The organism is Thermoanaerobacter sp. X514 (genome assembly GCF_000019065.1).
GTDB classification, from domain to species: domain Bacteria; phylum Bacillota; class Thermoanaerobacteria; order Thermoanaerobacterales; family Thermoanaerobacteraceae; genus Thermoanaerobacter; species Thermoanaerobacter pseudethanolicus.
The window spans coordinates 2,329,233-2,353,861 of sequence record NC_010320.1 but is presented as its reverse complement, the minus strand read 5'-3'; the positions used below and the strand labels follow the sequence as shown (position 1 = coordinate 2,353,861).

Here is a 24,629-nt window from a genome sequence, read left to right as displayed (position 1 = left end):
AGCCTTCGCCAACCGCCACAGGGTTTTTAGCCTACCTATAAGGAATTGAAACCTTGGTTCAAAGTGCAATCCTGCATTTTCATATTCCGTTTTTAGCCTACCTATAAGGAATTGAAACAATTTCAAAAGTGCTTGATATGGAAGCAATAACTTTGTTTTTAGCCTACCTATAAGGAATTGAAACTAATACATAACTGTTAATTGATTAGATTCTTTTTTCGTTTTTAGCCTACCTATAAGGAATTGAAACTGATATAAACCGCTTCTTGATGTATCCTGAACACCGTTTTTAGCCTACCTATAAGGAATTGAAACTAAGGAACTGTTGCAGCTTCTTTTCCAAAAATTATTGGTTTTTAGCCTACCTATAAGGAATTGAAACATTTGCCTATGCATCTTTCCAAATCTACTTTCAATACGTTTTTAGCCTACCTATAAGGAATTGAAACTGGGCAGTACTTAGAACAAATAGAATTTCATAAATAAGTTTTTAGCCTACCTATAAGGAATTGAAACTATTTTCTTTATAAGTGAGGGTAATAAACAATTCATGTTTTTAGCCTACCTATAAGGAATTGAAACACAATTTTTCTATGCTAATATATTCATCTTTGTTTTGTTTTTAGCCTACCTATAAGGAATTGAAACATATCCAAGTGGAACCAATTTTGAAGAATTGACCAGGTTTTTAGCCTACCTATAAGGAATTGAAACACGGTTTCTTCAATTTCTTCAGGTGTAAGTTTTCTAGTTTTTAGCCTACCTATAAGGAATTGAAACCCGGTAGGTGATTACTTCTATCAAAACCACAATTACGTTTTTAGCCTACCTATAAGGAATTGAAACGGCTTGAACTTGAACTTACAAAAGAAGAAAAACAATTGTTTTTAGCCTACCTATAAGGAATTGAAACGGGGAACAGTTTTTAAGAGATATGAAGAATGGGAAGGGTTTTTAGCCTACCTATAAGGAATTGAAACAATACAACAGCAGATTGAAGTTCTGTATGGAAACCAGGTTTTTAGCCTACCTATAAGGAATTGAAACCTACTTCACCTCCAAAAAACCCGGCTTCTTTTGCGTTTTTAGCCTACCTATAAGGAATTGAAACTGTTCATGTGATTGTACCTCCTTCCCATTCTTCATAGTTTTTAGCCTACCTATAAGGAATTGAAACCACAAGAACAAATGGCAAAAATGCTGGGATATAAAGGTTTTTAGCCTACCTATAAGGAATTGAAACTTTTGAACAGCGGTGCCAAATTCCATTGTGCTATCAGTTTTTAGCCTACCTATAAGGAATTGAAACTAACAAAAGAAGAATTAGCAAATATAGTAGCGGAATGTTTTTAGCCTACCTATAAGGAATTGAAACTCGTTGAGCGGTATATCCTCGATGACATAATTTGTGAGTTTTTAGCCTACCTATAAGGAATTGAAACCGTAACCGAGATTGAGCGTAAAACCAACATGGTAAAGTTTTTAGCCTACCTATAAGGAATTGAAACCTGCGGATACAGATTTTGTCTGCTGTGCCTGTACGCGTTTTTAGCCTACCTATAAGGAATTGAAACCCCTCCCGGGCACATCTGCAACCGATGCAGCAGCAGGTTTTTAGCCTACCTATAAGGAATTGAAACTGCCACCTGTGGCCATATTCGGCTGCGCATTGGGCGTTTTTAGCCTACCTATAAGGAATTGAAACTCAGGCTTGAAATTTACCGTAACACCGCCAACTGTAGTTTTTAGCCTACCTATAAGGAATTGAAACCCCGGCACCATTAGCGTATTCGCGCCTTCTACTTCAGTTTTTAGCCTACCTATAAGGAATTGAAACAAATGAAAAAACAAATAAAAGTTGATTCGGTAGAAAGTTTTTAGCCTACCTATAAGGAATTGAAACTGCAGTTAGATTGGGCTACTTTGTTTTCTGGTGTACGTTTTTAGCCTACCTATAAGGAATTGAAACCAGCTAAGGGAAGCACAGCTTGAATAGCATTTATTGCGTTTTTAGCCTACCTATAAGGAATTGAAACTCTTCAACGTTGTATATTCATCCACCGGCAGCGGTGTTTTTAGCCTACCTATAAGGAATTGAAACATGGAATTGTAATATGTTTTAAGGCTTCCACTTGACAGTTTTTAGCCTACCTATAAGGAATTGAAACAGAGGACATATAGACGGTTTAGCTATACCAATAGCTAAGTTTTTAGCCTACCTATAAGGAATTGAAACTGGGGTTCCACAGGAATTCATGATTGGATTCCTGAAGGTTTTTAGCCTACCTATAAGGAATTGAAACTCTTTCCAGCCAATTTTTATAAGCGCCGATGGGTCGTGTTTTTAGCCTACCTATAAGGAATTGAAACGATATGTTTACCCCTGGCTTCCATTCATGAATAATCGTTTTTAGCCTACCTATAAGGAATTGAAACTCTTTCCAGCCAATTTTTATAAGCGCCGATGGGTCGTGTTTTTAGCCTACCTATAAGGAATTGAAACGATATGTTTACCCCTGGCTTCCATTCATGAATAATCGTTTTTAGCCTACCTATAAGGAATTGAAACTCTTTCCAGCCAATTTTTATAAGCGCCGATGGGTCGTGTTTTTAGCCTACCTATAAGGAATTGAAACGATATGTTTACCCCTGGCTTCCATTCATGAATAATCGTTTTTAGCCTACCTATAAGGAATTGAAACGGTTGATGTAGTCACCAGCCTGTAATGCAGGGTCGCGTTTTTAGCCTACCTATAAGGAATTGAAACATTTGTATCATTGCCATGCTATCTACCTCCCGTTACGTTTTTAGCCTACCTATAAGGAATTGAAACCCCCAGCCAACAGTTACCTCTGTCAAGCTGCGTCTTGTTTTTAGCCTACCTATAAGGAATTGAAACACCGATTTTCCGCTCGAAACACCTTATGATGATGCAGGTTTTTAGCCTACCTATAAGGAATTGAAACATTTGCCTATGCATCTTTCCAAATCTACTTTCAATAGTTTTTAGCCTACCTATAAGGAATTGAAACACCCAACGACAGGTCGAAGTATTCGGCCTAATTCATCAGTTTTTAGCCTACCTATAAGGAATTGAAACGAAAAGAAAGTAATTGAGTTTGTCAAAACAAACATTTGTTTTTAGCCTACCTATAAGGAATTGAAACAGTAAGGGCTTGGTACTACTTCTGCTTTGTTTATGCGTTTTTAGCCTACCTATAAGGAATTGAAACGGCTTGAACTTGAACTTACAAAAGAAGAAAAACAATTGTTTTTAGCCTACCTATAAGGAATTGAAACGAAAGACGAGTTTGCAGAATACGGAGATTTCATACCTGGTTTTTAGCCTACCTATAAGGAATTGAAACTTGCAACCTTTGTAATTTTTACGTAGGAATCCGATAGTTTTTAGCCTACCTATAAGGAATTGAAACCCATTTAGAGTGCAAAGGAAGATAACTTGATAATTTGTTTTTAGCCTACCTATAAGGAATTGAAACACCAATGTAAAGCTGATATTGGGTTGAATGTGAGAAGTTTTTAGCCTACCTATAAGGAATTGAAACCACTAAAAAGTACAAAGTCACTAAAAAAGATTTACTCCGTTTTTAGCCTACCTATAAGGAATTGAAACATTTATTAGAGGATTTAATAAATCCCCAAAATTGGGAGTTTTTAGCCTACCTATAAGGAATTGAAACTATCGCTGCCTCCTCTCTTTGTGCTAATTCACAGTAGGTTTTTAGCCTACCTATAAGGAATTGAAACAGTGATATTGAGAATGGGCGCAGTAATCCTTCATTAGGTTTTTAGCCTACCTATAAGGAATTGAAACTATATAGCCTTTTGCAAAGCTAATAACGGCGACTTCGTTTTTAGCCTACCTATAAGGAATTGAAACCACCACCACCAACCCTGTAGTGTACTTTAAAACCTAGTTTTTAGCCTACCTATAAGGAATTGAAACTATATAGCCTTTTGCAAAGCTAATAACGGCGACTTCGTTTTTAGCCTACCTATAAGGAATTGAAACCACCACCACCAACCCTGTAGTGTACTTTAAAACCTAGTTTTTAGCCTACCTATAAGGAATTGAAACAGCTCATAAGCATACCTCCTTTCGTTTCAATTTGTGTTTTTAGCCTACCTATAAGGAATTGAAACGTATTTGCAGCACAAAAGATATTGGTGCGGATACTTAGTTTTTAGCCTACCTATAAGGAATTGAAACTTGCAGAAGCTAAAAAGTTTCAAAAAGAAGAGCAGCGTTTTTAGCCTACCTATAAGGAATTGAAACGGTTGCTGGTGCTGGCGGCGACATATACGTCTACATGTTTTTAGCCTACCTATAAGGAATTGAAACCCTGTTGGTTTGGTGGGTGAAGGTATTGAACTCGGGTTTTTAGCCTACCTATAAGGAATTGAAACTTTTTCTTCACCAATATCCTCCGGCAGTTTCACAACGTTTTTAGCCTACCTATAAGGAATTGAAACACGTATCTGCTATAGCAGTTATGGCACGTCGGAGCAGTTTTTAGCCTACCTATAAGGAATTGAAACAGCCTAATTTGTTGTAGCATCTCAAACAGCTCTTTATTGGTTTTTAGCCTACCTATAAGGAATTGAAACTCCTTTCTGCGCAAAAATAAAAGCCCTACTGGGCTTGTGTTTTTAGCCTACCTATAAGGAATTGAAACTTGGCAAATGGTGGTTTTGAGTCTGAAATAGGCACAGTTTTTAGCCTACCTATAAGGAATTGAAACTATCGTGGAACAATCTCACCTGTTGGTTTGGTGGGTGTTTTTAGCCTACCTATAAGGAATTGAAACTTGCAATCTGCCGCACGCAAGCATAGACATAGACGTTGGTTTTTAGCCTACCTATAAGGAATTGAAACAAGAGAAATGAAAAGAAGAGCCCCTGAACGTGGCAAGTTTTTAGCCTACCTATAAGGAATTGAAACCCATCCACATCTGCTAAAATGTAAATACGCTTTGAAGTTTTTAGCCTACCTATAAGGAATTGAAACTCGTCTATTTTAATAACCGTGCCATCTTTCAATGTGGTTTTTAGCCTACCTATAAGGAATTGAAACGAGTGAGGAGTTTCAACAGAGATTAGCTGAGGCTAAGTTTTTAGCCTACCTATAAGGAATTGAAACAAGACGTGCTTGATAGGCTTGACATAAAACCTGCTGAGTTTTTAGCCTACCTATAAGGAATTGAAACTGATGTAGCACAAGATGTAATAATGCAGTAGAATCGTTTTTAGCCTACCTATAAGGAATTGAAACCAGAACAGCCACATAGGTTTTTGGTGGTCAGAAAAGGTTTTTAGCCTACCTATCCTGAAAATAGTGTCTCTCAAAAAGGCAACAAAAAACTAAACCCATACCGATGTAAAAATATGGGATAAATAAATGGTTAATAAAGTTAAATTAAAAGTTAAGACACTGCAGATTCGACCGTGACCTTAAGGCCTAAAGACTCTAGCTTTTTTAAAGATTGACGAATAATCATATTACGCTTTTTCTCTTCATAATAAGTAGGACCTAATTCAATATATGGTTGCTTTTGCTTGAGAATATGATAAACTATAATTAAAATGCTATGTGCCACTGCAACTGCTGCACGGTTTGCTCCTCTTCGAGCAGCGATGCGGTGGTACTGACTTGAGAGATAAGTATCTTTTGCCCTTGAGGCAGCTCTGGCAGCTTCAATAAGAGAGCTTCGCAATTTTTGGTTACCTTTTCGAGTTCTTGCAGACTTTTGTTTACCAGCACTTTCATTATGACCTGGACACAACCCTGCCCAAGAACACAAATGGGCAGCAGAGGGGAACTGTTCCATATTCGTGCCGATTTCGGCTATTATTTGTTCTGCAGTTCTTCTTCCGACTCCAGGGATTGTATCCAGCAGTGCCAGGTCTTTTTCAAAAGGGAGCATTCGATTTTTAATTTCTTCGTCTAATTTTGCTATTTCTTCATCAAGGTAATCAATATGTCTAAGCTGTATTTCCAGAAGCATCCTTTGGTGATGATTGATCAAGCCTTTTAAAGCGCGTTTTAGTTCATCCATTTTATTTTTTAGCTTGCCTTGAGAAAGCTCAGCCAGGGTTTCGGGATTTTCTTCACCATTTATAATAGCCTCAAGTATAGAACGACTGGATGCCCCGTTGATATCAGAGACTACCGAAGACAGTTTGATATTAGCTCCTTCTAAAACCTTTTGTATGCGATTAAGTTCTCTTGATTTTTCTTCAATGAGGCTTTTTCTATAGCGTACAAGCTCGCGAAGTTCTCTTTGTTCACGATCTGGCACAAAGCTGCCTTGCAAAAGGCCATGTTGTAAGAGACTTGCTATCCACTCAGCATCTTTTACATCGGTTTTTCTACCAGGGACATTTTTAATATGCTTAGCATTGACGAGTAGGATTTTAATGCTCTCAAGCTCAAGTAGATTGTAAATAGGTTTCCAATAAGAGCCGGTACTTTCCATAGCAACAACAGAACAACCTTTAGCTTTAATAAATTCTTTTAATGCAATAAGGTCATCGGTCATAGTTGAAAAAGTGCGGATTTCTTTACCTTCTGGTGTTATTATACAAGCTACGACATTCTTTTTATGGACATCTAATCCGCAAACATGAGAATAAACTAAATCCATGAAAGAACCAACTCCTTTTTTAAAATTTGAACGATAGCGACTGTAAAATTGAAGAGCTGGTGCAACAACCATAAGGGGTTATTCTATCCTGCGTGCTTCCCGTAAAGGGAGCAACAATCTGTGGTGCACCTGGTCGTTGGAGTCTGTCTATGAGTCGGGCTCAAAGCACCAAGGTAAGAACGACCTTTCTTCACCAGCCGCTGTACTGATTATATCATCAAAAAAGGACATTTTCATCCTCTGCTGGTGCTGCATTTGCGGCATGGGAGTCTATAAGGAATTGAAACTAAACTTGAAAAATGCAGCTTTTTTCAAGTTTGGTTGTTTTTAGCCTACCTATAAGGAATTGAAACTATGCCCAGCAGGATAGCAATAACTATGCTGAAATAGTTTTTAGCCTACCTATAAGGAATTGAAACACTATAGAAACAGCGAAGGAGGGAAGTTAAATGAACGTTTTTAGCCTACCTATAAGGAATTGAAACTTGATTGCTTGTATCGGTGGTCTTGGGAGATACACTTTGTTTTTAGCCTACCTATAAGGAATTGAAACGACTATTTTCTTCGGTTCCGTCCACTCTTAGATGTAGGTTTTTAGCCTACCTATAAGGAATTGAAACAATAAAATTTCTACAACAGAAATAAAAAGCTGGCTAAGTTTTTAGCCTACCTATAAGGAATTGAAACATAGAAAGTCCTTTTAAAGCTCCTTGCTTTAAAAGTGGTTTTTAGCCTACCTATAAGGAATTGAAACTCTGATACGCATTCCTTAAGTGGTATACCATTGTCGTTTTTAGCCTACCTATAAGGAATTGAAACCCAAAAGGGACTTTATTTTCTTTATGATTAGCTTGCAAGTTTTTAGCCTACCTATAAGGAATTGAAACTGTGAAACCCTATATCCCCCAAATCCCGTTTAATGCGTTTTTAGCCTACCTATAAGGAATTGAAACAAGAGTAATCCTCCTTTACTTCTTCAAAAACTACGGTTTTTAGCCTACCTATAAGGAATTGAAACTTGCTATGGTGTACTGCCTGTCTGGGTTATCTACGCCGTTTTTAGCCTACCTATAAGGAATTGAAACAGGCAAAGTGCTAAAAGAGTGGCTGACGGCAGATGAGTTTTTAGCCTACCTATAAGGAATTGAAACCACGGTTGGAGATGCGGAGGTCGTCGATGAGAGAGTGTTTTTAGCCTACCTATAAGGAATTGAAACCTTTGATTTTGTTTTAGACGTATAAACTATTGCCTAGTTTTTAGCCTACCTATAAGGAATTGAAACTCTATTTTGTGATATATACTGCTTTGTAAAATGGATGGGTTTTTAGCCTACCTATAAGGAATTGAAACCTCTAATAACTGGCCCTGTTGGGATAGTCATAGCAGCGTTTTTAGCCTACCTATAAGGAATTGAAACCGTCGAACTTAAAACCCTTTTGTTCCATACTATGTCGTTTTTAGCCTACCTATAAGGAATTGAAACTGCGGATAGCGTACAAGAACAGTTCCAGAACGTTTTAAGTTTTTAGCCTACCTATAAGGAATTGAAACCGCTGAATTTAGCCGGTTTTAGTGCATCCGTGATGGGTTTTTAGCCTACCTATAAGGAATTGAAACTCGAGTTCGAAGTAATGGAGTCCTTTCCAAGACTCCGTTTTTAGCCTACCTATAAGGAATTGAAACTTTGAAGTTAAAACTTGTAATTGTAAACTACTACGCGTTTTTAGCCTACCTATAAGGAATTGAAACTGCCTTCTGGATTGTCCACATAGCCCAGGCAACCTTCGTTTTTAGCCTACCTATAAGGAATTGAAACGAGTAAAAGTACCTTGTAAGAGTGTCCAAGCCTGCGTTTTTAGCCTACCTATAAGGAATTGAAACAAGTATTCCGCATCTGGAGCATGGGTAACATGGGACTAGTTTTTAGCCTACCTATAAGGAATTGAAACCGCTCAATCTCGGTTACGTAGAAATACCCAAGGGGGGTTTTTAGCCTACCTATAAGGAATTGAAACTATTCCTGCACAGGTTCATTAAAGACTTCCCCAGGTTTTTAGCCTACCTATAAGGAATTGAAACTTGAATATAACACCAAAAGAAGTAGTTGAGCTTTATAAGTTTTTAGCCTACCTATAAGGAATTGAAACAGTCTTCAAGAACTTTGACGTATTCGGTATCTATGAGTTTTTAGCCTACCTATAAGGAATTGAAACTTCTGAATTCATCTCCTCCTTTTCAAGCTCTTCTTTGTTTTTAGCCTACCTATAAGGAATTGAAACTATTCAGCTCGCCATGCGTACAGGAGCATATAAATAGTTTTTAGCCTACCTATAAGGAATTGAAACTAGAGATGTGCTACTAACATCAATATGGCCTGCCGGTTTTTAGCCTACCTATAAGGAATTGAAACGACTATCATCATCGTTTCCGTCTACTCTCATGTGTTGGTTTTTAGCCTACCTATAAGGAATTGAAACAAAACAAACATGGTTGACGTGTATCCACAGAGTTGGTTTTTAGCCTACCTATAAGGAATTGAAACAGATTTAAGGATGATAGACAGGCAAATAAGGAGTATGTTTTTAGCCTACCTATAAGGAATTGAAACTGTCTTTTTAATGCTTGCAAAATCATTTTATTAGCCGTTTTTAGCCTACCTATAAGGAATTGAAACTCGGCTGGCGCCGATGTGTGTGTATTCATCCCGGCGTTTTTAGCCTACCTATAAGGAATTGAAACCAGGCTGGAGCTACTTCTTTGCGGGGAACTGTATGGTTTTTAGCCTACCTATAAGGAATTGAAACTTTGCACCGCCTGCTCGTCTTCTTGGCGCTCCTCACGTTTTTAGCCTACCTATAAGGAATTGAAACCCCGCACTGAATACGGAATAAATTGACTCACGCTGGGTTTTTAGCCTACCTATAAGGAATTGAAACTTTCTTCCACCCATTCTTTTGCACTTACAGGTGGACGCGTTTTTAGCCTACCTATAAGGAATTGAAACATAGGTTCTTGTTGTTGCTCCCCTTGCGCTTTTTGGTTTTTAGCCTACCTATAAGGAATTGAAACAGAGAAGCACTACCAGAGGAATTTCAGGGCCTATATGTTTTTAGCCTACCTATAAGGAATTGAAACTGTAGTGTTAATCATAAACTTTTTAAAGCACAACCCGTTTTTAGCCTACCTATAAGGAATTGAAACACCCTTTGACTCGTGAATTTCAAATTCAAAAAATGTTTTTAGCCTACCTATAAGGAATTGAAACCCGCAACGATTGTAAGAGATACAAACTACACTTTAGGTTTTTAGCCTACCTATAAGGAATTGAAACTACATTTAGGAGTGATTTTAATGGCAAGAAAAAGGAGTTTTTAGCCTACCTATAAGGAATTGAAACTAGATATCGGTATATGCTCCATGTACATCTTGTTCGTTTTTAGCCTACCTATAAGGAATTGAAACGGTGCATCATACCAGTTGGTTTTGCCGGTGATTGCTTGTTTTTAGCCTACCTATAAGGAATTGAAACTTTTGTGATACGGCAGGAAATCGAGTATGATGGCGCTGTTTTTAGCCTACCTATAAGGAATTGAAACAAAATTCATGACAGAAAATGACTGTTATAAGCAGAGAAGTTTTTAGCCTACCTATAAGGAATTGAAACTCAGAGAAGAAAATTGAAGAAGGTGAATGCAAAATGTTTTTAGCCTACCTATAAGGAATTGAAACCCTACAATGCAAAACGTAATTTTGGTTTTAGGCGCTGGTTTTTAGCCTACCTATAAGGAATTGAAACTTTCCTTCGCCCGCATAATTGCAAGCATAGAAATGGGTTTTTAGCCTACCTATAAGGAATTGAAACTATCTCCACCTCCATGACAATATACCATCCACATTACGTTTTTAGCCTACCTATAAGGAATTGAAACCCGTGTTAGAGCTGCAAGTAGAAGGGCAACATTGTAGTTTTTAGCCTACCTATAAGGAATTGAAACCAATGAGGCAGAAGCTTTAAAAAGCATGTCACCACAGGTTTTTAGCCTACCTATAAGGAATTGAAACTGTTTCCTGTTTGTGGTGTACTACCTGTTGCCTTGAGAGTTTTTAGCCTACCTATAAGGAATTGAAACCTGTTTTAAGTGCCATGCTGTGAAAATCTTCTTTCGTTTTTAGCCTACCTATAAGGAATTGAAACCAAACCACTAACAATCTATAAAAGAAAACTTCTTCGTTTTTAGCCTACCTATAAGGAATTGAAACTGAAGGGATACTGTGGATGTTGAAGAATAGCTAATCTTGTTTTTAGCCTACCTATAAGGAATTGAAACAGTTATCGGAGCGGGTGTGGGAATGTCCTGTATGTGGTTTTTAGCCTACCTATAAGGAATTGAAACGCCAAAATCTTTACTGTTGAAGATTTGAATTTCATTGTTTTTAGCTTACCTATCCTGAAAATAGTGTCTCTCAAAAAGGCAACAAAAAACTAAACCCATACCGATGTAAAAATATGGGATAAATAAATGGTTAATAAAGTTAAATTAAAAGTTAAGACACTGCAGATTCGACCGTGACCTTAAGGCCTAAAGACTCTAGCTTTTTTAAAGATTGACGAATAATCATATTACGCTTTTTCTCTTCATAATAAGTAGGACCTAATTCAATATATGGTTGCTTTTGCTTGAGAATATGATAAACTATAATTAAAATGCTATGTGCCACTGCAACTGCTGCACGGTTTGCTCCTCTTCGAGCAGCGATGCGGTGGTACTGACTTGAGAGATAAGTATCTTTTGCCCTTGAGGCAGCTCTGGCAGCTTCAATAAGAGAGCTTCGCAATTTTTGGTTACCTTTTCGAGTTCTTGCAGACTTTTGTTTACCAGCACTTTCATTATGACCTGGACACAACCCTGCCCAAGAACACAAATGGGCAGCAGAGGGGAACTGTTCCATATTCGTGCCGATTTCGGCTATTATTTGTTCTGCAGTTCTTCTTCCGACTCCAGGGATTGTATCCAGCAGTGCCAGGTCTTTTTCAAAAGGGAGCATTCGATTTTTAATTTCTTCGTCTAATTTTGCTATTTCTTCATCAAGGTAATCAATATGTCTAAGCTGTATTTCCAGAAGCATCCTTTGGTGATGATTGATCAAGCCTTTTAAAGCGCGTTTTAGTTCATCCATTTTATTTTTTAGCTTGCCTTGAGAAAGCTCAGCCAGGGTTTCGGGATTTTCTTCACCATTTATAATAGCCTCAAGTATAGAACGACTGGATGCCCCGTTGATATCAGAGACTACCGAAGACAGTTTGATATTAGCTCCTTCTAAAACCTTTTGTATGCGATTAAGTTCTCTTGATTTTTCTTCAATGAGGCTTTTTCTATAGCGTACAAGCTCGCGAAGTTCTCTTTGTTCACGATCTGGCACAAAGCTGCCTTGCAAAAGGCCATGTTGTAAGAGACTTGCTATCCACTCAGCATCTTTTACATCGGTTTTTCTACCAGGGACATTTTTAATATGCTTAGCATTGACGAGTAGGATTTTAATGCTCTCAAGCTCAAGTAGATTGTAAATAGGTTTCCAATAAGAGCCGGTACTTTCCATAGCAACAACAGAACAACCTTTAGCTTTAATAAATTCTTTTAATGCAATAAGGTCATCGGTCATAGTTGAAAAAGTGCGGATTTCTTTACCTTCTGGTGTTATTATACAAGCTACGACATTCTTTTTATGGACATCTAATCCGCAAACATGAGAATAAACTAAATCCATGAAAGAACCAACTCCTTTTTTAAAATTTGAACGATAGCGACTGTAAAATTGAAGAGCTGGTGCAACAACCATAAGGGGTTATTCTATCCTGCGTGCTTCCCGTAAAGGGAGCAACAATCTGTGGTGCACCTGGTCGTTGGAGTCTGTCTATGAGTCGGGCTCAAAGCACCAAGGTAAGAACGACCTTTCTTCACCAGCCGCTGTACTGATTATATCATCAAAAAAGGACATTTTCATCCTCTGCTGGTGCTGCATTTGCGGCATGGGAGTCTATAAGGAATTGAAACTTTTTTTATCTCCCCGCATCGGCTGCGGGTTAGTTTTCGTTTTTAGCCTACCTATAAGGAATTGAAACGAGAATAACAGGCTTGGGGTGATAGGAACATGAAGAGTTTTTAGCCTACCTATAAGGAATTGAAACCCTTTTAAAGGTTTTTTACCGTTGGTGTAAATGTATCGTTTTTAGCCTACCTATAAGGAATTGAAACTTGCAAAAACGCCTTTACCTGTTCAGCCCGAAACCAAGTTTTTAGCCTACCTATAAGGAATTGAAACTTAGATTGCTTGATAATAGTGGAGTTGCAACTTATACAGGTTTTTAGCCTACCTATAAGGAATTGAAACGGTGTTTTTGTGTCCCTAATCGTAAATTGTGTCCCCAGTTTTTAGCCTACCTATAAGGAATTGAAACAAATTACAACCGTTCCACTTCCCTGACCGGCCCGATGTTTTTAGCCTACCTATAAGGAATTGAAACTCAGCAAAATAAAACTTAACGTATATTGTTTGGCTTGGTTTTTAGCCTACCTATAAGGAATTGAAACTTCTCTATTGCGCAAAATAAGCATAATTTTTGATACCTTGTTTTTAGCCTACCTATAAGGAATTGAAACTTTACAGAAGTTATCATTTTTATCTTCCTCCTTTAAGTTTTTAGCCTACCTATAAGGAATTGAAACTTTCAAAAACTTGCCATGCCGCTTTTACCCTCTCTAGTTTTTAGCCTACCTATCCTGAAAATAGTGTCTCTCAAAAAGGCAACAAAAAACTAAACCCATACCGATGTAAAAATATGGGATAAATAAATGGTTAATAAAGTTAAATTAAAAGTTAAGACACTGCAGATTCGACCGTGACCTTAAGGCCTAAAGACTCTAGCTTTTTTAAAGATTGACGAATAATCATATTACGCTTTTTCTCTTCATAATAAGTAGGACCTAATTCAATATATGGTTGCTTTTGCTTGAGAATATGATAAACTATAATTAAAATGCTATGTGCCACTGCAACTGCTGCACGGTTTGCTCCTCTTCGAGCAGCGATGCGGTGGTACTGACATGAGAGATAAGTATCTTTTGCTCTTGAGGCAGCTCTGGCAGCTTCAATAAGAGAGCTTCGCAATTTTTGGTTACCTTTTCGAGTTCTGGCAGACTTTTGTTTACCAGCACTTTCATTATGACCTGGACACAGCCCTGCCCAAGAACACAAATGGGCAGCAGAGGGGAACTGTTCCATATTCGTGCCGATTTCGGCTATTATTTGTTCTGCAGTTCTTCTTCCGACTCCAGGGATTGTATCCAGCAGTGCCAGGTCTTTTTCAAAAGGGAGCATTCGATTTTTAATTTCTTCGTCTAATTTTGCTATTTCTTCATCAAGGTAATCAATATGTCTAAGCTGTATTTCCAGAAGCATCCTTTGGTGATGATTGATCAAGCCTTTTAAAGCGCGTTTTAGTTCATCCATTTTATTTTTTAGCTTGCCTTGAGAAAGCTCAGCCAGGGTTTCGGGATTTTCTTCACCATTTATAATAGCCTCAAGTATAGAACGACTGGATGCCCCGTTGATATCAGAGACTACCGAAGACAGTTTGATATTAGCTCCTTCTAAAACCTTTTGTATGCGATTAAATTCTCTTGATTTTTCTTCAATGAGGCTTTTTCTATAGCGGACAAGTTCGCGAAGCTCTCTTTGTTCTCTGTCTGGGACAAAGCTGCCTTGCAAAAGGCCATGTTGCAAAAGACTTGCTATCCACTCAGCATCTTTACATCAGTTTTTCTGCCGGGAACATTTTTAATATGCTTAGCATTGACGAGTAGAATTTTAATATTCTCAAGCTCCAGGAGGTTGTAGATAGGTTTCCAGTAAGAACCGGTACTTTCCATAGCAACAACAGAACAACCTTTAGCTTTAATAAATTCTTTTAATGCAATAAGGTCATCGGTCATAGTTGAAAAAGTGCGGATTTCTTTACCTTCTGGTGTTATTATACAAGCTACGACATTCTTTTTATGGACATCTAATCCGCAAACATGAGAATAAACTAAATCCATGAAAGAACCAACTCCTTTTTTAAAATTTGAACGATAGCGACTGTAAAATTGAAGAGCTGGTGCAACAACCATAAGGGGTTATCTGATTTAATGGTTTTAGGTCCTGTGATCTAATTCATTTATAAACGGGGTGAGGATATGAAAAAGGTAGTTGCCATAGGAGGAGGAGAGATTTCAAAATTTGAAACTTTTAAGATAGATGAAGAAATAGTCAAACTAACTGACAAGGCTAAGCCAAAAGCCCTTTTTGTACCAACGGCAAGTGGCGAACCTGAAGCGTATTGTGATAATTTTGACTTTGTCTATGGTAAAATGCTTGGATGTGAGACAGATATTTTATTCTTGATAAAAGATGATCCTGATAGTTCACAGATAGAGAAGAAGATCTCATGGGCAGATTTGATTTATGTCGGTGGTGGTAACACAAAAAGGATGATGGAGATCTGGAGATCGAAAGGTGTCGATAAGATGCTTATCGATGCTTATCAAAGAGGAACGGTACTTTCAGGGTTGAGTGCGGGAGCCATATGCTGGTTCAAATATGGATTCAGCGATTCACAGAGATTTGAAAATCAAGAAAACTGGCATTACACTAAAGTTGAAGGATTAGGGCTTTTCGATGCAATACTATGTCCTCATCTTAACGAGGAAAATAGAAGGGAACTTTTTGAGAAATTCATGATAGATTTCGAAGGAGTGGGTATAGGACTAGAAAATGGTTGCGCAATTGAAATCGTAGACGATACTTTTAAAATCATAAATTCTTTTGAAAATGCACATGCCTATGTGTTCAGAAGAAGTGAAAATAAATTGTTTGTGGATGAGATAAGGCATCGTGATTATATTCCATTCAATTTGCTGATTTAAATATAACAGGTTTTTAGCCTACATATAAGGAATTGAAATTAGGTAAAGGCATATAAAACATGAAGAAGAGACTATAGTTTTAAACTTTTATTAAAATTTCAAACAAAATAGAAAATTAATAGCTGATAAGTTTATGTATTCCGGTTTTGATGAGGATTGAAAATAGTTTAATTAAAAAATATAAAAAACTTTTATAGGTGATACTATGGAATTTGAGGTTACAGGGGCATTGATGCAAAGCTATACCATTTGTAAAAGGCAAGTTTGGCTTATGGCACATCAGATAGTGCCTGACCAAGAACATCCTTATATTGAAATAGGTAGGCTTATTGATGAAAATTCTTATCAAAGGGATAGAAAAAAGATTCATTTTGAAAATGTGGTATTAGACCTTGTGAGAATGGAAAAAGATAATATTTTAATTGGCGAGGTAAAGAAAAGTTCAAAAGCGGAAGATAGTGCTAAAATGCAACTTTTATTTTATCTCTACAAGTTAAAGCAAAGCGGAATAACTGCAAAAGGGCAACTTTTTTTTCCAGAAGAAAGGAAGAGGGAAGTAGTAGAACTTACACCAGAATTTGAAAGAGAAGTTATAAAGGCAATTGAAGAAATTAAAGATATAGTATATAAAGAAAAGCCACCTGCTTTTATAAAAATTCCATATTGTAAAAATTGTGGGTATAAGGAGTTTTGTATGTCATGAAAAAAACGATTTATATTTTTTCAGATGGGGAATTAAAAAGAAAAGATAATACTCTATTTTTTGAAGGAGAAAATGGAAGAAAATTTATACCAGTAGAAAATACTTCTGAAATAATGGTTTTTGGAGAAGTAAGCCTTAACAAAAGACTTCTTGAGTTTTTAACACAATCAGAGATTATACTTCATTTTTTCAATCATTATGGATATTATGTAGGGTCTTATTATCCAAGAGAACATTTAAACTCAGGCTATATGATATTAAGACAAGCTGAGCACTATAATGATGGAAGTAAAAGGCTTTATCTTGCTCAAAAATTTGTCGAAGGAGCTTATAAGAATATAAGGCAAGTTTTGAAATATTATTCAAATAGAGGCAAAGATTTGGAAGATGTCATTTATTCCATAGAAAAATTAGGGGAGAGCGTTGATTCAACTTCTACAATAAATGAATTAATGGCAATAGAAGGTAATATTAGGGAATATTATTATAAGGCTTTTGATGAGATAATTCAAAACCCAGATTTTAAGTTTGACTTTAGAAGCAAAAGACCACCTCAGAATTTTTTGAATACATTGATAAGCTTTGGAAATTCTTTGATGTATACGACAACTTTAAGTGAAATATACAAAACCCACTTAGACCCGAGAATAGGTTTTTTGCATGCGACCAATTTTAGACGTTTTTCTTTAAATCTTGATGTTTCAGAGATTTTTAAGCCTATCATTGTAGATAGGACTATATTTACCTTGCTTAGCAAAAAAATGGTTACTAAAGAAGACTTTGAAGAAGATGCAGAAGGATTATTACTTAAAGAAAAAGGGAAAAAAGTATTTGTGCAGGAATTTGAAGATAAGCTTGCTACAACCATTAAACACAGGACTCTTTCTAACAATGTTTCTTATAGAAGACTTATAAGATTAGAGTTGTATAAATTGGAAAAACACTTGATTGAAGAAGAACAGTACAAGCCTTTTATTGCACAATGGTAAATTTAGGTGATAAGATATGTTTTTAATTTTAGTATACGATGTGAATGAAAAAAGGGTCAATAAAGTCTTAAAAACTTGCAGAAAATACCTTCACTGGGTTCAAAATTCTGTTTTAGAAGGCGAAATATCAGAAGCCAATCTTAAAAAACTAAAAATAGAGCTTTCAAGAATAATAGACAAAGATGAGGATTCAGTTATTTTTTATATTTTACGGACTACCAAATATTCTGAAAGAGAAATCCTTGGGCTTAGAAAAGGTGGAGAAGACATAATTATATAAAATTTACATTTCAAAGCAAATAAAGACAAAAATTTAACAAAGCAGGAATTGACTATTTTATGTCGAATTTAATAATTATGAACATTATTTTAAAATACACTGCACTAAAGGAGTGATATAATGGAGCTTACAAAGCCAATAAAAATAGGTAATTTAAATTTAAAAAATCGGGTAGTAATGGCGCCTGTTAAAACTGGTTATGCTACATCAGAGGGACAGGTTACAGAGGACCTAATTCAATATTATGTCAATAGAGCAAAAGGGGGAGTAGGTTTAATTGTTTTAGAATCAGCATATGTAGACCTTTCAGGGAAAGAAATTCCGCGTCAATTAGGTATTTATGATGATTCAATGGTAGAGGGGCTTCGCCGCCTTATTACCCCCCCTACAGGAGGCTGGTAGCAAAGTCGCAGTTTATATTAATCATGCAGGGCGGATAGCAAATCCAATGGTAACTAAATTACCCCTTATCGCACCTTCTTCAATAGCTTGTCCAACTATTGGAGTTGAACCACAAGGAATACCTCATGAGGACATAAAGAAATGGCAAAATACTTACGTAAAAGCTGCTGTCAGAGCTTATGAAGCTGGTGCAGATGCATTGGAAATTCAATTTGGACATGGTTATCTCATTCACCAGTTTTTGTCACCTCATACTAACAAGAGAGAGGATGAATATGGTGGCAGTTTTGAGAATAGAATTCGCTTTGGGATGGAAATATTAGATGAAATAAAGAAAGAGATAGGTGCTGATTTTCCAATTATTGTACGCATTAGTGCTGATGAATTTGTGCCAGGGGGCTGGACATTAGAGGATGCAATCCGTCTGGCTAAAATATTAGAAGATAAAGGTGTTGCTGCTATTGATGCTTCTTTAGGAAGTAGCTGTGAGTCTGGTGCTATTACATTGCAAACTTTGGGAACGCAAAAAGGATTGGCATGGGAATTTGCTTCAAAAATAAAAAAACAGGTCAATATTCCTGTTATCGCTGTTGGGCGAATCAATACGCCAGAATTGGCAGAAGAAATATTGGTATCAGGCAAAGCTGATTTAGTTGCTCTTGGACGTCCTTTGGTGGCTGATCCGCTATTTGTAGAAAAAGCTACCTCAGGACGCAGCAAGGAAATACGCCGTTGTGCTGCTTGTCACCAAGGCTGTTTAGATGAATTAAGAGCAGGACGCCGTTTTGGTTGTAATTTCAACCCATCAGTTGGCAAGGAGGAGGAAATCGAAATACAAAAAGCACCTCAACCTGGAAAGAATGTATTTATCATTGGTGCTGGAGTTGCAGGCTTGGAAGCAGCTTATACTGCTGCTGCAAGAGGACATAAAGTATACATTTATGAGGAAAAAGGAGAGATAGGAGGTCAAGTTTTGCCCGGTTCTGTTCCTCCTCACAAAGAAGAATTGAAAGGCATCGTGGAATACTATAAAGAGGTACTTCCAAAGGTTGGTGTCAATTTAAATCTTAATCATAAAGTTACAGCAGAAGAAATAGCAAAATGGGAGGCTGACGAAGTCGTCTTTGCGACAGGAGGACAGCCAATTGTACCACCTATTCCCGGACTTAAAGAATACGGCTTTTTGACAGCTGTGGAAGTATTAAGAGGAAAAAAACAAGCAGGCGATAAAGTTGCTATAATTGGTGGCGGCTTAATAGGCATGGAAACTGCTGATTATCTCTCAGAACAAGGCAAAGAAGTTATAGTTATTGAGCTTTTGGAGGAAGTAGCAAGAGACATGGGAGTTTTTGAGAAGAATCTCATTATGAAACGCTTAAAAGAACGAGGTGTTGAAATTTATGTAAAAACTCGTTTGAAGGAAGTAGGAAAGGCGCTTTTGGTGGAGACACCTGAAGGGGAAAAAGAGCTGCCACTTCCCGATACTATAGTTTTAGCTGTGGGTTTAAAACCAGATCCTTCTCTTTACGAAGAGGTCAGTAAGGTTTTACCACAAGAAAAGCTTCATGTTATAGGAGATGCTAAAGAAGTAAGAAAGATTGTCCACGCTATTTCTGAGGGACGTAATTTAGGTTTTTCCCTATAAGAGGGGTTATTCCCCTCTTATATTTTTAAATTATCAACTTATCCACAAATGTATGTGAATATGTTGATAATTTGATGTTAAAAATCTTTCGGTTAAAATATGAGAAGTTTTTGAGCTATGAAAAATTTGCACACAGATTGGATGTGAATAATTTCTTTTCCTTTAAAAGGAAAATTTCTTCACTTGCCTTAGGAAAATTGTTATAATTAATTGTGAAAGCAAAAGAAAGGGGGATACCCGCAATGCGGGTATATTGGCTATGAAGTTTTGTTCCTTGAGGTCAGGAAGTAGTGGAAACGCTATTTACATAAATCATAAAGATGTACATATTCTAATTGATGCAGGTTTAAGTGGCAGAACAATTGAAAAAGCATTATTCAATATAGGGGTAACCCCTAAAAGCCTATCTGCCATTCTCATAACTCATGAGCACAAAGATCATATTATCGGAGCCGGGGTACTTTCAAGGAGATACAATATACCTATATATGCCAATAAAGCTACATGGGAGGTAATGGAGAAAGACATAAAAGAAATTTCCGAAAAAAACAAACTCTATTTTACCACAGGTGAAGAATTTGAAATTGGGGATGTAAAAATAATGCCCTTCAAAAAACCCCATGATGCCGTAGAGCCAGTAGGTTTTTCCTTTAAATGCGGAGACAAAAAAATTTCCATTGCTACTGATTTAGGGTACATGACAAGAGGTGTTGCAAATCACCTTATAGGTTCTGATGTAGTACTTTTAGAAGCAAACCATGATATAGAAATGCTTATCAATGGTTCATATCCTTGGCCTCTTAAAAAAAGGATTTTGTCTAATTTAGGTCATCTTTCTAATGATGCAGCTGCAGATGCTCTCATGAAACTGTTTAAAATGAAAGCGATAGGAATAGCTTTTTTAGGCCATTTAAGCCAAAATAATAACAGACCAGAACTTGCTTTTGCTACTGTAACGAATATGCTTAAAAAATCAGGAGTTAAATTTGAAGTGCGTATGGCGCTGAGAAATATTGAAAGTGATGTGGTGGAAATATAAAAAATATAAAAATGCGGCAAAGTTTCATGCTTTGCCGCATTTTTACTATTATTGCTGTCCATGGTACACCTGGAGCTTTAAATTTTCAATATTAGTTTTTTGTTTAGTAAACGTAAACCGCTATTGATTTTTATAATTTAATGTGATAAAATGTATTCCATATATGGAGTAATGTTTATACAACAAAAACAGTGGAGGTGAAATCCATGGGAGAAGATGGAAAACTCTATATAATAAGAGAAGAAATCCTTTCGGACTCTCTTAAAAAGACTTTAAAAGTGAAAGAATTATTAGAATCGGGCAAAGTGAAAACCATCAATGAAGCAGTAAAACAAGTAGGTATATCTCGCAGTGCTTTTTACAAGTATAGAGATTATGTTTTTCCTTTTTCTAAGTTTAGCAAAGGAAAAATCATAACTTTATCTATGGTGTTAGACCATATGCCAGGAGTGCTTTCTTCTATTTTGGACGTGGTAGCAAATGCGAGGGGGAATGTTGTCACCATAAATCAAAGTATGCCTTCTATGGGGGTTGCCAGCGTAACTATTTCTATTGATACCCAGTACATGGAAATGAGTTTGGAAAATTTCCTTGAGAAATTATCCAGTCAAAACGGAGTTAGGAAAATAGAAATTTTAGGAGAATGAGAGGGATTGAGAATGAAGATAGGACTAATGGGCCTTGGCACAGTTGGAACAGGTGTAGTTCATTTAATCAACCAAAACGGTAAAAACATTGAAAAAAAGATAGGTGAAAAGATTGAGATAAAGAAGATACTTGTGAAAGACCCCAATAAAAAGAGGACACCTCTTGCAGAGGGAAAAATAACTTTTGATGCAAATGATATTTTAGAAGATGAAGAAATAGATGTAGTGGTAGAAGTGATGGGGAAAGAACATCCTGCTTTAGAATATATCATAAAAGCTCTCAAAAAAGGTAAGCATGTTGTCACTGCAAACAAAGAAGTCATAGCAGTTCACGGTAAAGAGCTAATAAAACTTGCGACAGAAAATAAAGTAAGTCTTCTCTATGAAGCATCAGTTGGTGGTGGTATTCCCATCATCAGGCCATTAAAACAATGTCTTGCGGCAAATAAAATATACGAAATCAAAGGAATATTAAACGGAACTACAAATTATATATTAACAGAAATGAAAGAAAAAGGTTTTGACTTTGAAGAAGTCTTAAAGGAGGCTCAGCAAAAGGGTTACGCAGAAGCAGACCCGACAGATGACGTGGAAGGTTTTGATGCGGCAAGAAAACTTGCTATACTGTCCACTTTAGCTTTTAACAAATTCATTTTGCCTGAAAAAATTTACACAAAAGGTATAAAGTCTATTTCTAAAGCTGACATAAAATATGCGGAAGAATTGGGGTACAATGTAAAACTCATTGCTTACGCAAAAATTGATGAAGAAGACCGTTTAGAAGCGTGGGTACATCCTGTCATGATAAAGAAAGATAATCCTTTAAACGGTGTAAATGGGGTTTTTAACGCTATTTTAGTTGATGGAAATGCAGTAGGGGAAGTCATGTTTTATGGTCAAGGTGCAGGTATGATGCCTACTGCCAGCGCAGTTGTTGCGGACATAATGGATGTAAAAAACCATATTGTAATTCAAAATGGGTGCGAAGATGGAGACCTTCTCCCTATTGTGGATACTGTATCCAAATATTATATAAGACTCATAGCCTTTGATAAACCTGGCGTAATGAGCAAAATTACTGGCATATTAGGAGATAAGGGAATAAGTCTTTTGTCTGTGGTGCAGAAAGGGGTTTTGGGAGATACTGCGGAGATTGTTTTGATCACTCATATTGCGAATACAGGGAAGGTATTTGAAGCCTTAGAGGAAATACAAAATCTGAAGGAAGTAGAATGTATAGAAAGTGTCATAAGAGTAGAGGGGGAATAATTAATGGGATGGGAAGGTCTAATAAAAGCTTATAGAGAATTTATGCCTAAAATAAAAGAGGAAAACATAGTTACATTAAAAGAAGGCAATACACCTCTTTATGAGGCTGTAAATCTTCAAAAGCTTTTTCCAGGCATAAAAATATATCTGAAATACGAAGGATTAAACCCAACAGGTTCTTTTAAAGACAGGGGGATGACTGTAGCAGTGTCGCAGGCAAAAGAAGAAGGTTCTAATGCAGTTGTGTGTGCTTCAACAGGAAACACTTCTGCTTCTGCAGCTGCCTATGCAGCAAAGGCAGGACTTAAGAGCATTGTACTTATACCCGGCGGCAAAATTGCTTTAGGAAAGCTTGCTCAAGCCATTGCTTATGGTGCTAAAGTCATTGCTATAGATGGAAACTTTGATGATGCTTTAAGATTAGTCAGAGAAATTTCACAAAAATTCCCTATAACGCTGGTTAATTCCATAAATCCATATAGGTTGGAAGGACAAAAGACAGCTTCTTTTGAAATATGTGACGAACTTAAAGATGCTCCTTCTTATGTTGCGCTTCCTGTGGGAAATGCGGGGAATATAACAGCCTATTGGATGGGATTTAAAGAATATTATAATGCAAAAAGAATAACGAGGCTTCCTAAAATGTTAGGTTTTCAGGCAGCTGGAGCTGCACCTATAGTTGAAAACAGAGTAATTGAAAAACCTGAGACTATTGCAACAGCGATACGAATAGGTAATCCAGCCAGCTGGGAAAAGGCAGTTGCTGCAAGAGATGAGTCAGGTGGACTCATTGACAAAGTCACAGATGAAGAAATACTGGAGGCTTATGCGCTTTTAGCTAAGAGCGAAGGAATTTTTGCAGAGCCTGCTTCAGCAGCTTCTATTGCAGGAGTTATTAAAAAATACAAGGAAGGATTTTTTAAAGAAGGAGAATCTGTTGTTTGTGTCTTGACGGGAAATGGATTAAAAGATCCAGATACTGCTGTTAAATTAGGTGGCGAGATAAAAACGATAGAGGCGAATCTAAAAGCATTGGAGGAAGTTTTATATGGAGAGTGACATGGTAAAGGTAAAAGTTCCAGCCTCTTCTGCAAACTTAGGGCCCGGTTTTGACTCTATAGGAGTAGCACTAAATTTGTATACAGAAATTTCTATGGGATTTATAGAAGAAGGGCTCTTGATAGAGGTTTCAGGAGAGGACTATAAAGAAATTGAAACAACTGAGAATAATCTTGTCTATAAAGCGGCTAAAAAAGTTTTTGAAAAAACTGAGACACAATATGAAGGATTAAAAATAGAAATAAGAAATGGTATTCCTGTGGGTGCTGGTCTTGGAAGTAGTGCGGCAGCAATAATTGGAGGAATGTTGGCAGCAAATGAACTTGCAGGGGGTATTTTAACACATAAAGAAATTTTAGACCTTGCGGCTTCTATGGAAGGGCATGCCGATAATGTAGCTCCTGCTCTAAATGGAGGACTGAATGTAACGGTTTTTGACGGTAATACTACTTATTATGTAAAAAAAGAATTAGAAGAAGAATTAAAATTTATTGCCTTTACTCCCAAAAAACTTTTAAAAACAGAGATTGCAAGAAATATATTGCCCCAAAAAATAGATTTTAAAGATGCTGTATTCAATACAGGTAGGTCTTCTCTTTTAACAGCAGCTTTGTTTAGTGGAAGGTACGATTTGTTAAAGATTGCTTCTCAAGATATGCTACATCAAAAATATCGCTCTAAACTTATACCTGAAATGTATGCCTGTTTTGAAAAAGCTTTAGAAGCAGGTGCTTATTCTGTTTTTTTAAGTGGAGCAGGCCCCACAATTATGGCTATTTGTCCAGAGGAAAAGGTAAAAAGAGTAGTTTATGAAGTAAGCAAGGTATATATTGACCGGGGAATAGACTATAGAGTGTATAAACTTCACTGCGAAAATAACGGTGCCCAAGTTTTGAAGGCTTCTCTATCAATATAGAGGAGCTTTTTTTAATTATAATATTTATTTTTTTAAAATAAGTGTATGAT

13 protein-coding genes, 1 pseudogene and 3 CRISPR repeat arrays (1 of these 17 only partly in view) are annotated in these 24,629 nt (G+C 36.7%); of the genes and pseudogenes, 11 read left to right on the top strand and 3 right to left on the bottom strand.

Features of this window, described 5'->3' with window-relative positions:
- A CRISPR array of direct repeats spans positions 1-5,360; the repeat unit is 30 nt; unit sequence GTTTTTAGCCTACCTATAAGGAATTGAAAC (it extends 9,221 nt beyond the left edge of the window).
- A gap of 85 nt (positions 5,361-5,445) precedes the next feature.
- The 3 genes and pseudogenes from TETH514_RS11665 to TETH514_RS11655 form a co-directional block, all read right to left on the bottom strand.
- A complete protein-coding gene (locus tag TETH514_RS11665) occupies positions 5,446-6,666 on the bottom strand; it encodes an IS110 family transposase (RefSeq protein ID WP_003869923.1) in 1,221 nt (406 codons plus the stop codon).
- A 323-nt stretch (positions 6,667-6,989) separates the two neighbouring features.
- Positions 6,990-11,127: direct repeats of the CRISPR family, unit length 30 nt; unit sequence GTTTTTAGCCTACCTATAAGGAATTGAAAC.
- Positions 11,128-11,212: 85 nt separating this feature from the next.
- Entirely contained in the window at positions 11,213-12,433 is a 1,221-nt protein-coding gene (locus TETH514_RS11660) for an IS110 family transposase (RefSeq protein ID WP_003869923.1), read from the bottom strand.
- Positions 12,434-12,758: 325 nt separating this feature from the next.
- Positions 12,759-13,458: a CRISPR direct-repeat array (repeat unit 30 nt; unit sequence GTTTTTAGCCTACCTATAAGGAATTGAAAC).
- A gap of 85 nt (positions 13,459-13,543) precedes the next feature.
- Positions 13,544-14,763: pseudogene (locus TETH514_RS11655) on the bottom strand (IS110 family transposase).
- 138 nt (positions 14,764-14,901) lie between these two features.
- Between TETH514_RS11655 and TETH514_RS11650 the strand changes: the two are divergent.
- The 11 genes from TETH514_RS11650 (at position 14,902) to thrB (ending at position 24,579) form a co-directional block, all read left to right on the top strand.
- Positions 14,902-15,630, top strand: coding sequence for a peptidase E (locus TETH514_RS11650; RefSeq protein WP_009052111.1), 729 nt, complete (start codon positions 14,902-14,904; stop codon positions 15,628-15,630).
- Positions 15,631-15,835: 205 nt separating this feature from the next.
- On the top strand, positions 15,836-16,333 hold the full coding sequence (cas4, locus tag TETH514_RS11645) for a CRISPR-associated protein Cas4 (protein WP_003867574.1): 498 nt from the start codon (positions 15,836-15,838) through the stop codon (positions 16,331-16,333).
- Positions 16,330-17,322: a type I-B CRISPR-associated endonuclease Cas1b gene (gene cas1b / locus TETH514_RS11640; protein WP_003867575.1), complete on the top strand. Its 993-nt coding sequence runs from the start codon at positions 16,330-16,332 to the stop codon at positions 17,320-17,322. The genes cas4 and cas1b overlap by 4 nt, the downstream gene beginning before the upstream one ends.
- A gap of 16 nt (positions 17,323-17,338) precedes the next feature.
- Complete coding sequence (gene cas2, locus TETH514_RS11635) at positions 17,339-17,602, top strand: CRISPR-associated endonuclease Cas2 (protein ID WP_003871087.1); 264 nt, start codon at positions 17,339-17,341, stop codon at positions 17,600-17,602.
- Positions 17,603-17,722: 120 nt separating this feature from the next.
- Entirely contained in the window at positions 17,723-18,004 is a 282-nt protein-coding gene (locus TETH514_RS12990) for a hypothetical protein (protein ID WP_232195847.1), read from the top strand.
- A 16-nt stretch (positions 18,005-18,020) separates the two neighbouring features.
- On the top strand, positions 18,021-19,649 hold the full coding sequence (locus tag TETH514_RS11630; RefSeq protein WP_232195962.1) for an NAD(P)/FAD-dependent oxidoreductase: 1,629 nt from the start codon (positions 18,021-18,023) through the stop codon (positions 19,647-19,649).
- A gap of 259 nt (positions 19,650-19,908) precedes the next feature.
- On the top strand, positions 19,909-20,688 hold the full coding sequence (locus TETH514_RS11625; protein ID WP_009052112.1) for an MBL fold metallo-hydrolase: 780 nt from the start codon (positions 19,909-19,911) through the stop codon (positions 20,686-20,688).
- 206 nt (positions 20,689-20,894) lie between these two features.
- Positions 20,895-21,335 (top strand): ACT domain-containing protein, encoded by a 441-nt coding sequence (locus tag TETH514_RS11620; protein WP_003867580.1) that lies wholly within the window; start codon positions 20,895-20,897, stop codon positions 21,333-21,335.
- Between the two features lie 12 nt (positions 21,336-21,347).
- Positions 21,348-22,604 carry a homoserine dehydrogenase gene (locus TETH514_RS11615; protein ID WP_009052113.1) on the top strand — a complete coding sequence of 419 codons (1,257 nt, stop codon included), beginning with the start codon at positions 21,348-21,350 and terminating at the stop codon, positions 22,602-22,604.
- A gap of 3 nt (positions 22,605-22,607) precedes the next feature.
- Positions 22,608-23,663, top strand: a complete 1,056-nt coding sequence (gene thrC, locus TETH514_RS11610; RefSeq protein WP_009052114.1) for a threonine synthase — start codon at positions 22,608-22,610, stop codon at positions 23,661-23,663.
- Positions 23,653-24,579: a homoserine kinase gene (thrB, locus tag TETH514_RS11605; protein ID WP_003867584.1), complete on the top strand. Its 927-nt coding sequence runs from the start codon at positions 23,653-23,655 to the stop codon at positions 24,577-24,579. The genes thrC and thrB overlap by 11 nt, the downstream gene beginning before the upstream one ends.
- The last annotated feature ends 50 nt before the right edge of the window (positions 24,580-24,629 follow it).

Coding starts and splice junctions, on each gene's coding strand:
- cas4 (WP_003867574.1), top strand. CDS start 15,836: ATGGAATTTGAGGTTACAGGGGCATTGATGCAAAGCTATACCATTTGT.
- TETH514_RS11660 (WP_003869923.1), bottom strand. CDS start 12,433: ATGGATTTAGTTTATTCTCATGTTTGCGGATTAGATGTCCATAAAAAG.
- thrC (WP_009052114.1), top strand. CDS start 22,608: ATGGGATGGGAAGGTCTAATAAAAGCTTATAGAGAATTTATGCCTAAA.
- TETH514_RS11625 (WP_009052112.1), top strand. CDS start 19,909: ATGAAGTTTTGTTCCTTGAGGTCAGGAAGTAGTGGAAACGCTATTTAC.
- TETH514_RS11665 (WP_003869923.1), bottom strand. CDS start 6,666: ATGGATTTAGTTTATTCTCATGTTTGCGGATTAGATGTCCATAAAAAG.
- cas1b (WP_003867575.1), top strand. CDS start 16,330: ATGAAAAAAACGATTTATATTTTTTCAGATGGGGAATTAAAAAGAAAA.
- cas2 (WP_003871087.1), top strand. CDS start 17,339: ATGTTTTTAATTTTAGTATACGATGTGAATGAAAAAAGGGTCAATAAA.
- TETH514_RS11650 (WP_009052111.1), top strand. CDS start 14,902: ATGAAAAAGGTAGTTGCCATAGGAGGAGGAGAGATTTCAAAATTTGAA.
- thrB (WP_003867584.1), top strand. CDS start 23,653: ATGGAGAGTGACATGGTAAAGGTAAAAGTTCCAGCCTCTTCTGCAAAC.
- TETH514_RS11615 (WP_009052113.1), top strand. CDS start 21,348: ATGAAGATAGGACTAATGGGCCTTGGCACAGTTGGAACAGGTGTAGTT.
- TETH514_RS12990 (WP_232195847.1), top strand. CDS start 17,723: ATGGAGCTTACAAAGCCAATAAAAATAGGTAATTTAAATTTAAAAAAT.
- TETH514_RS11620 (WP_003867580.1), top strand. CDS start 20,895: ATGGGAGAAGATGGAAAACTCTATATAATAAGAGAAGAAATCCTTTCG.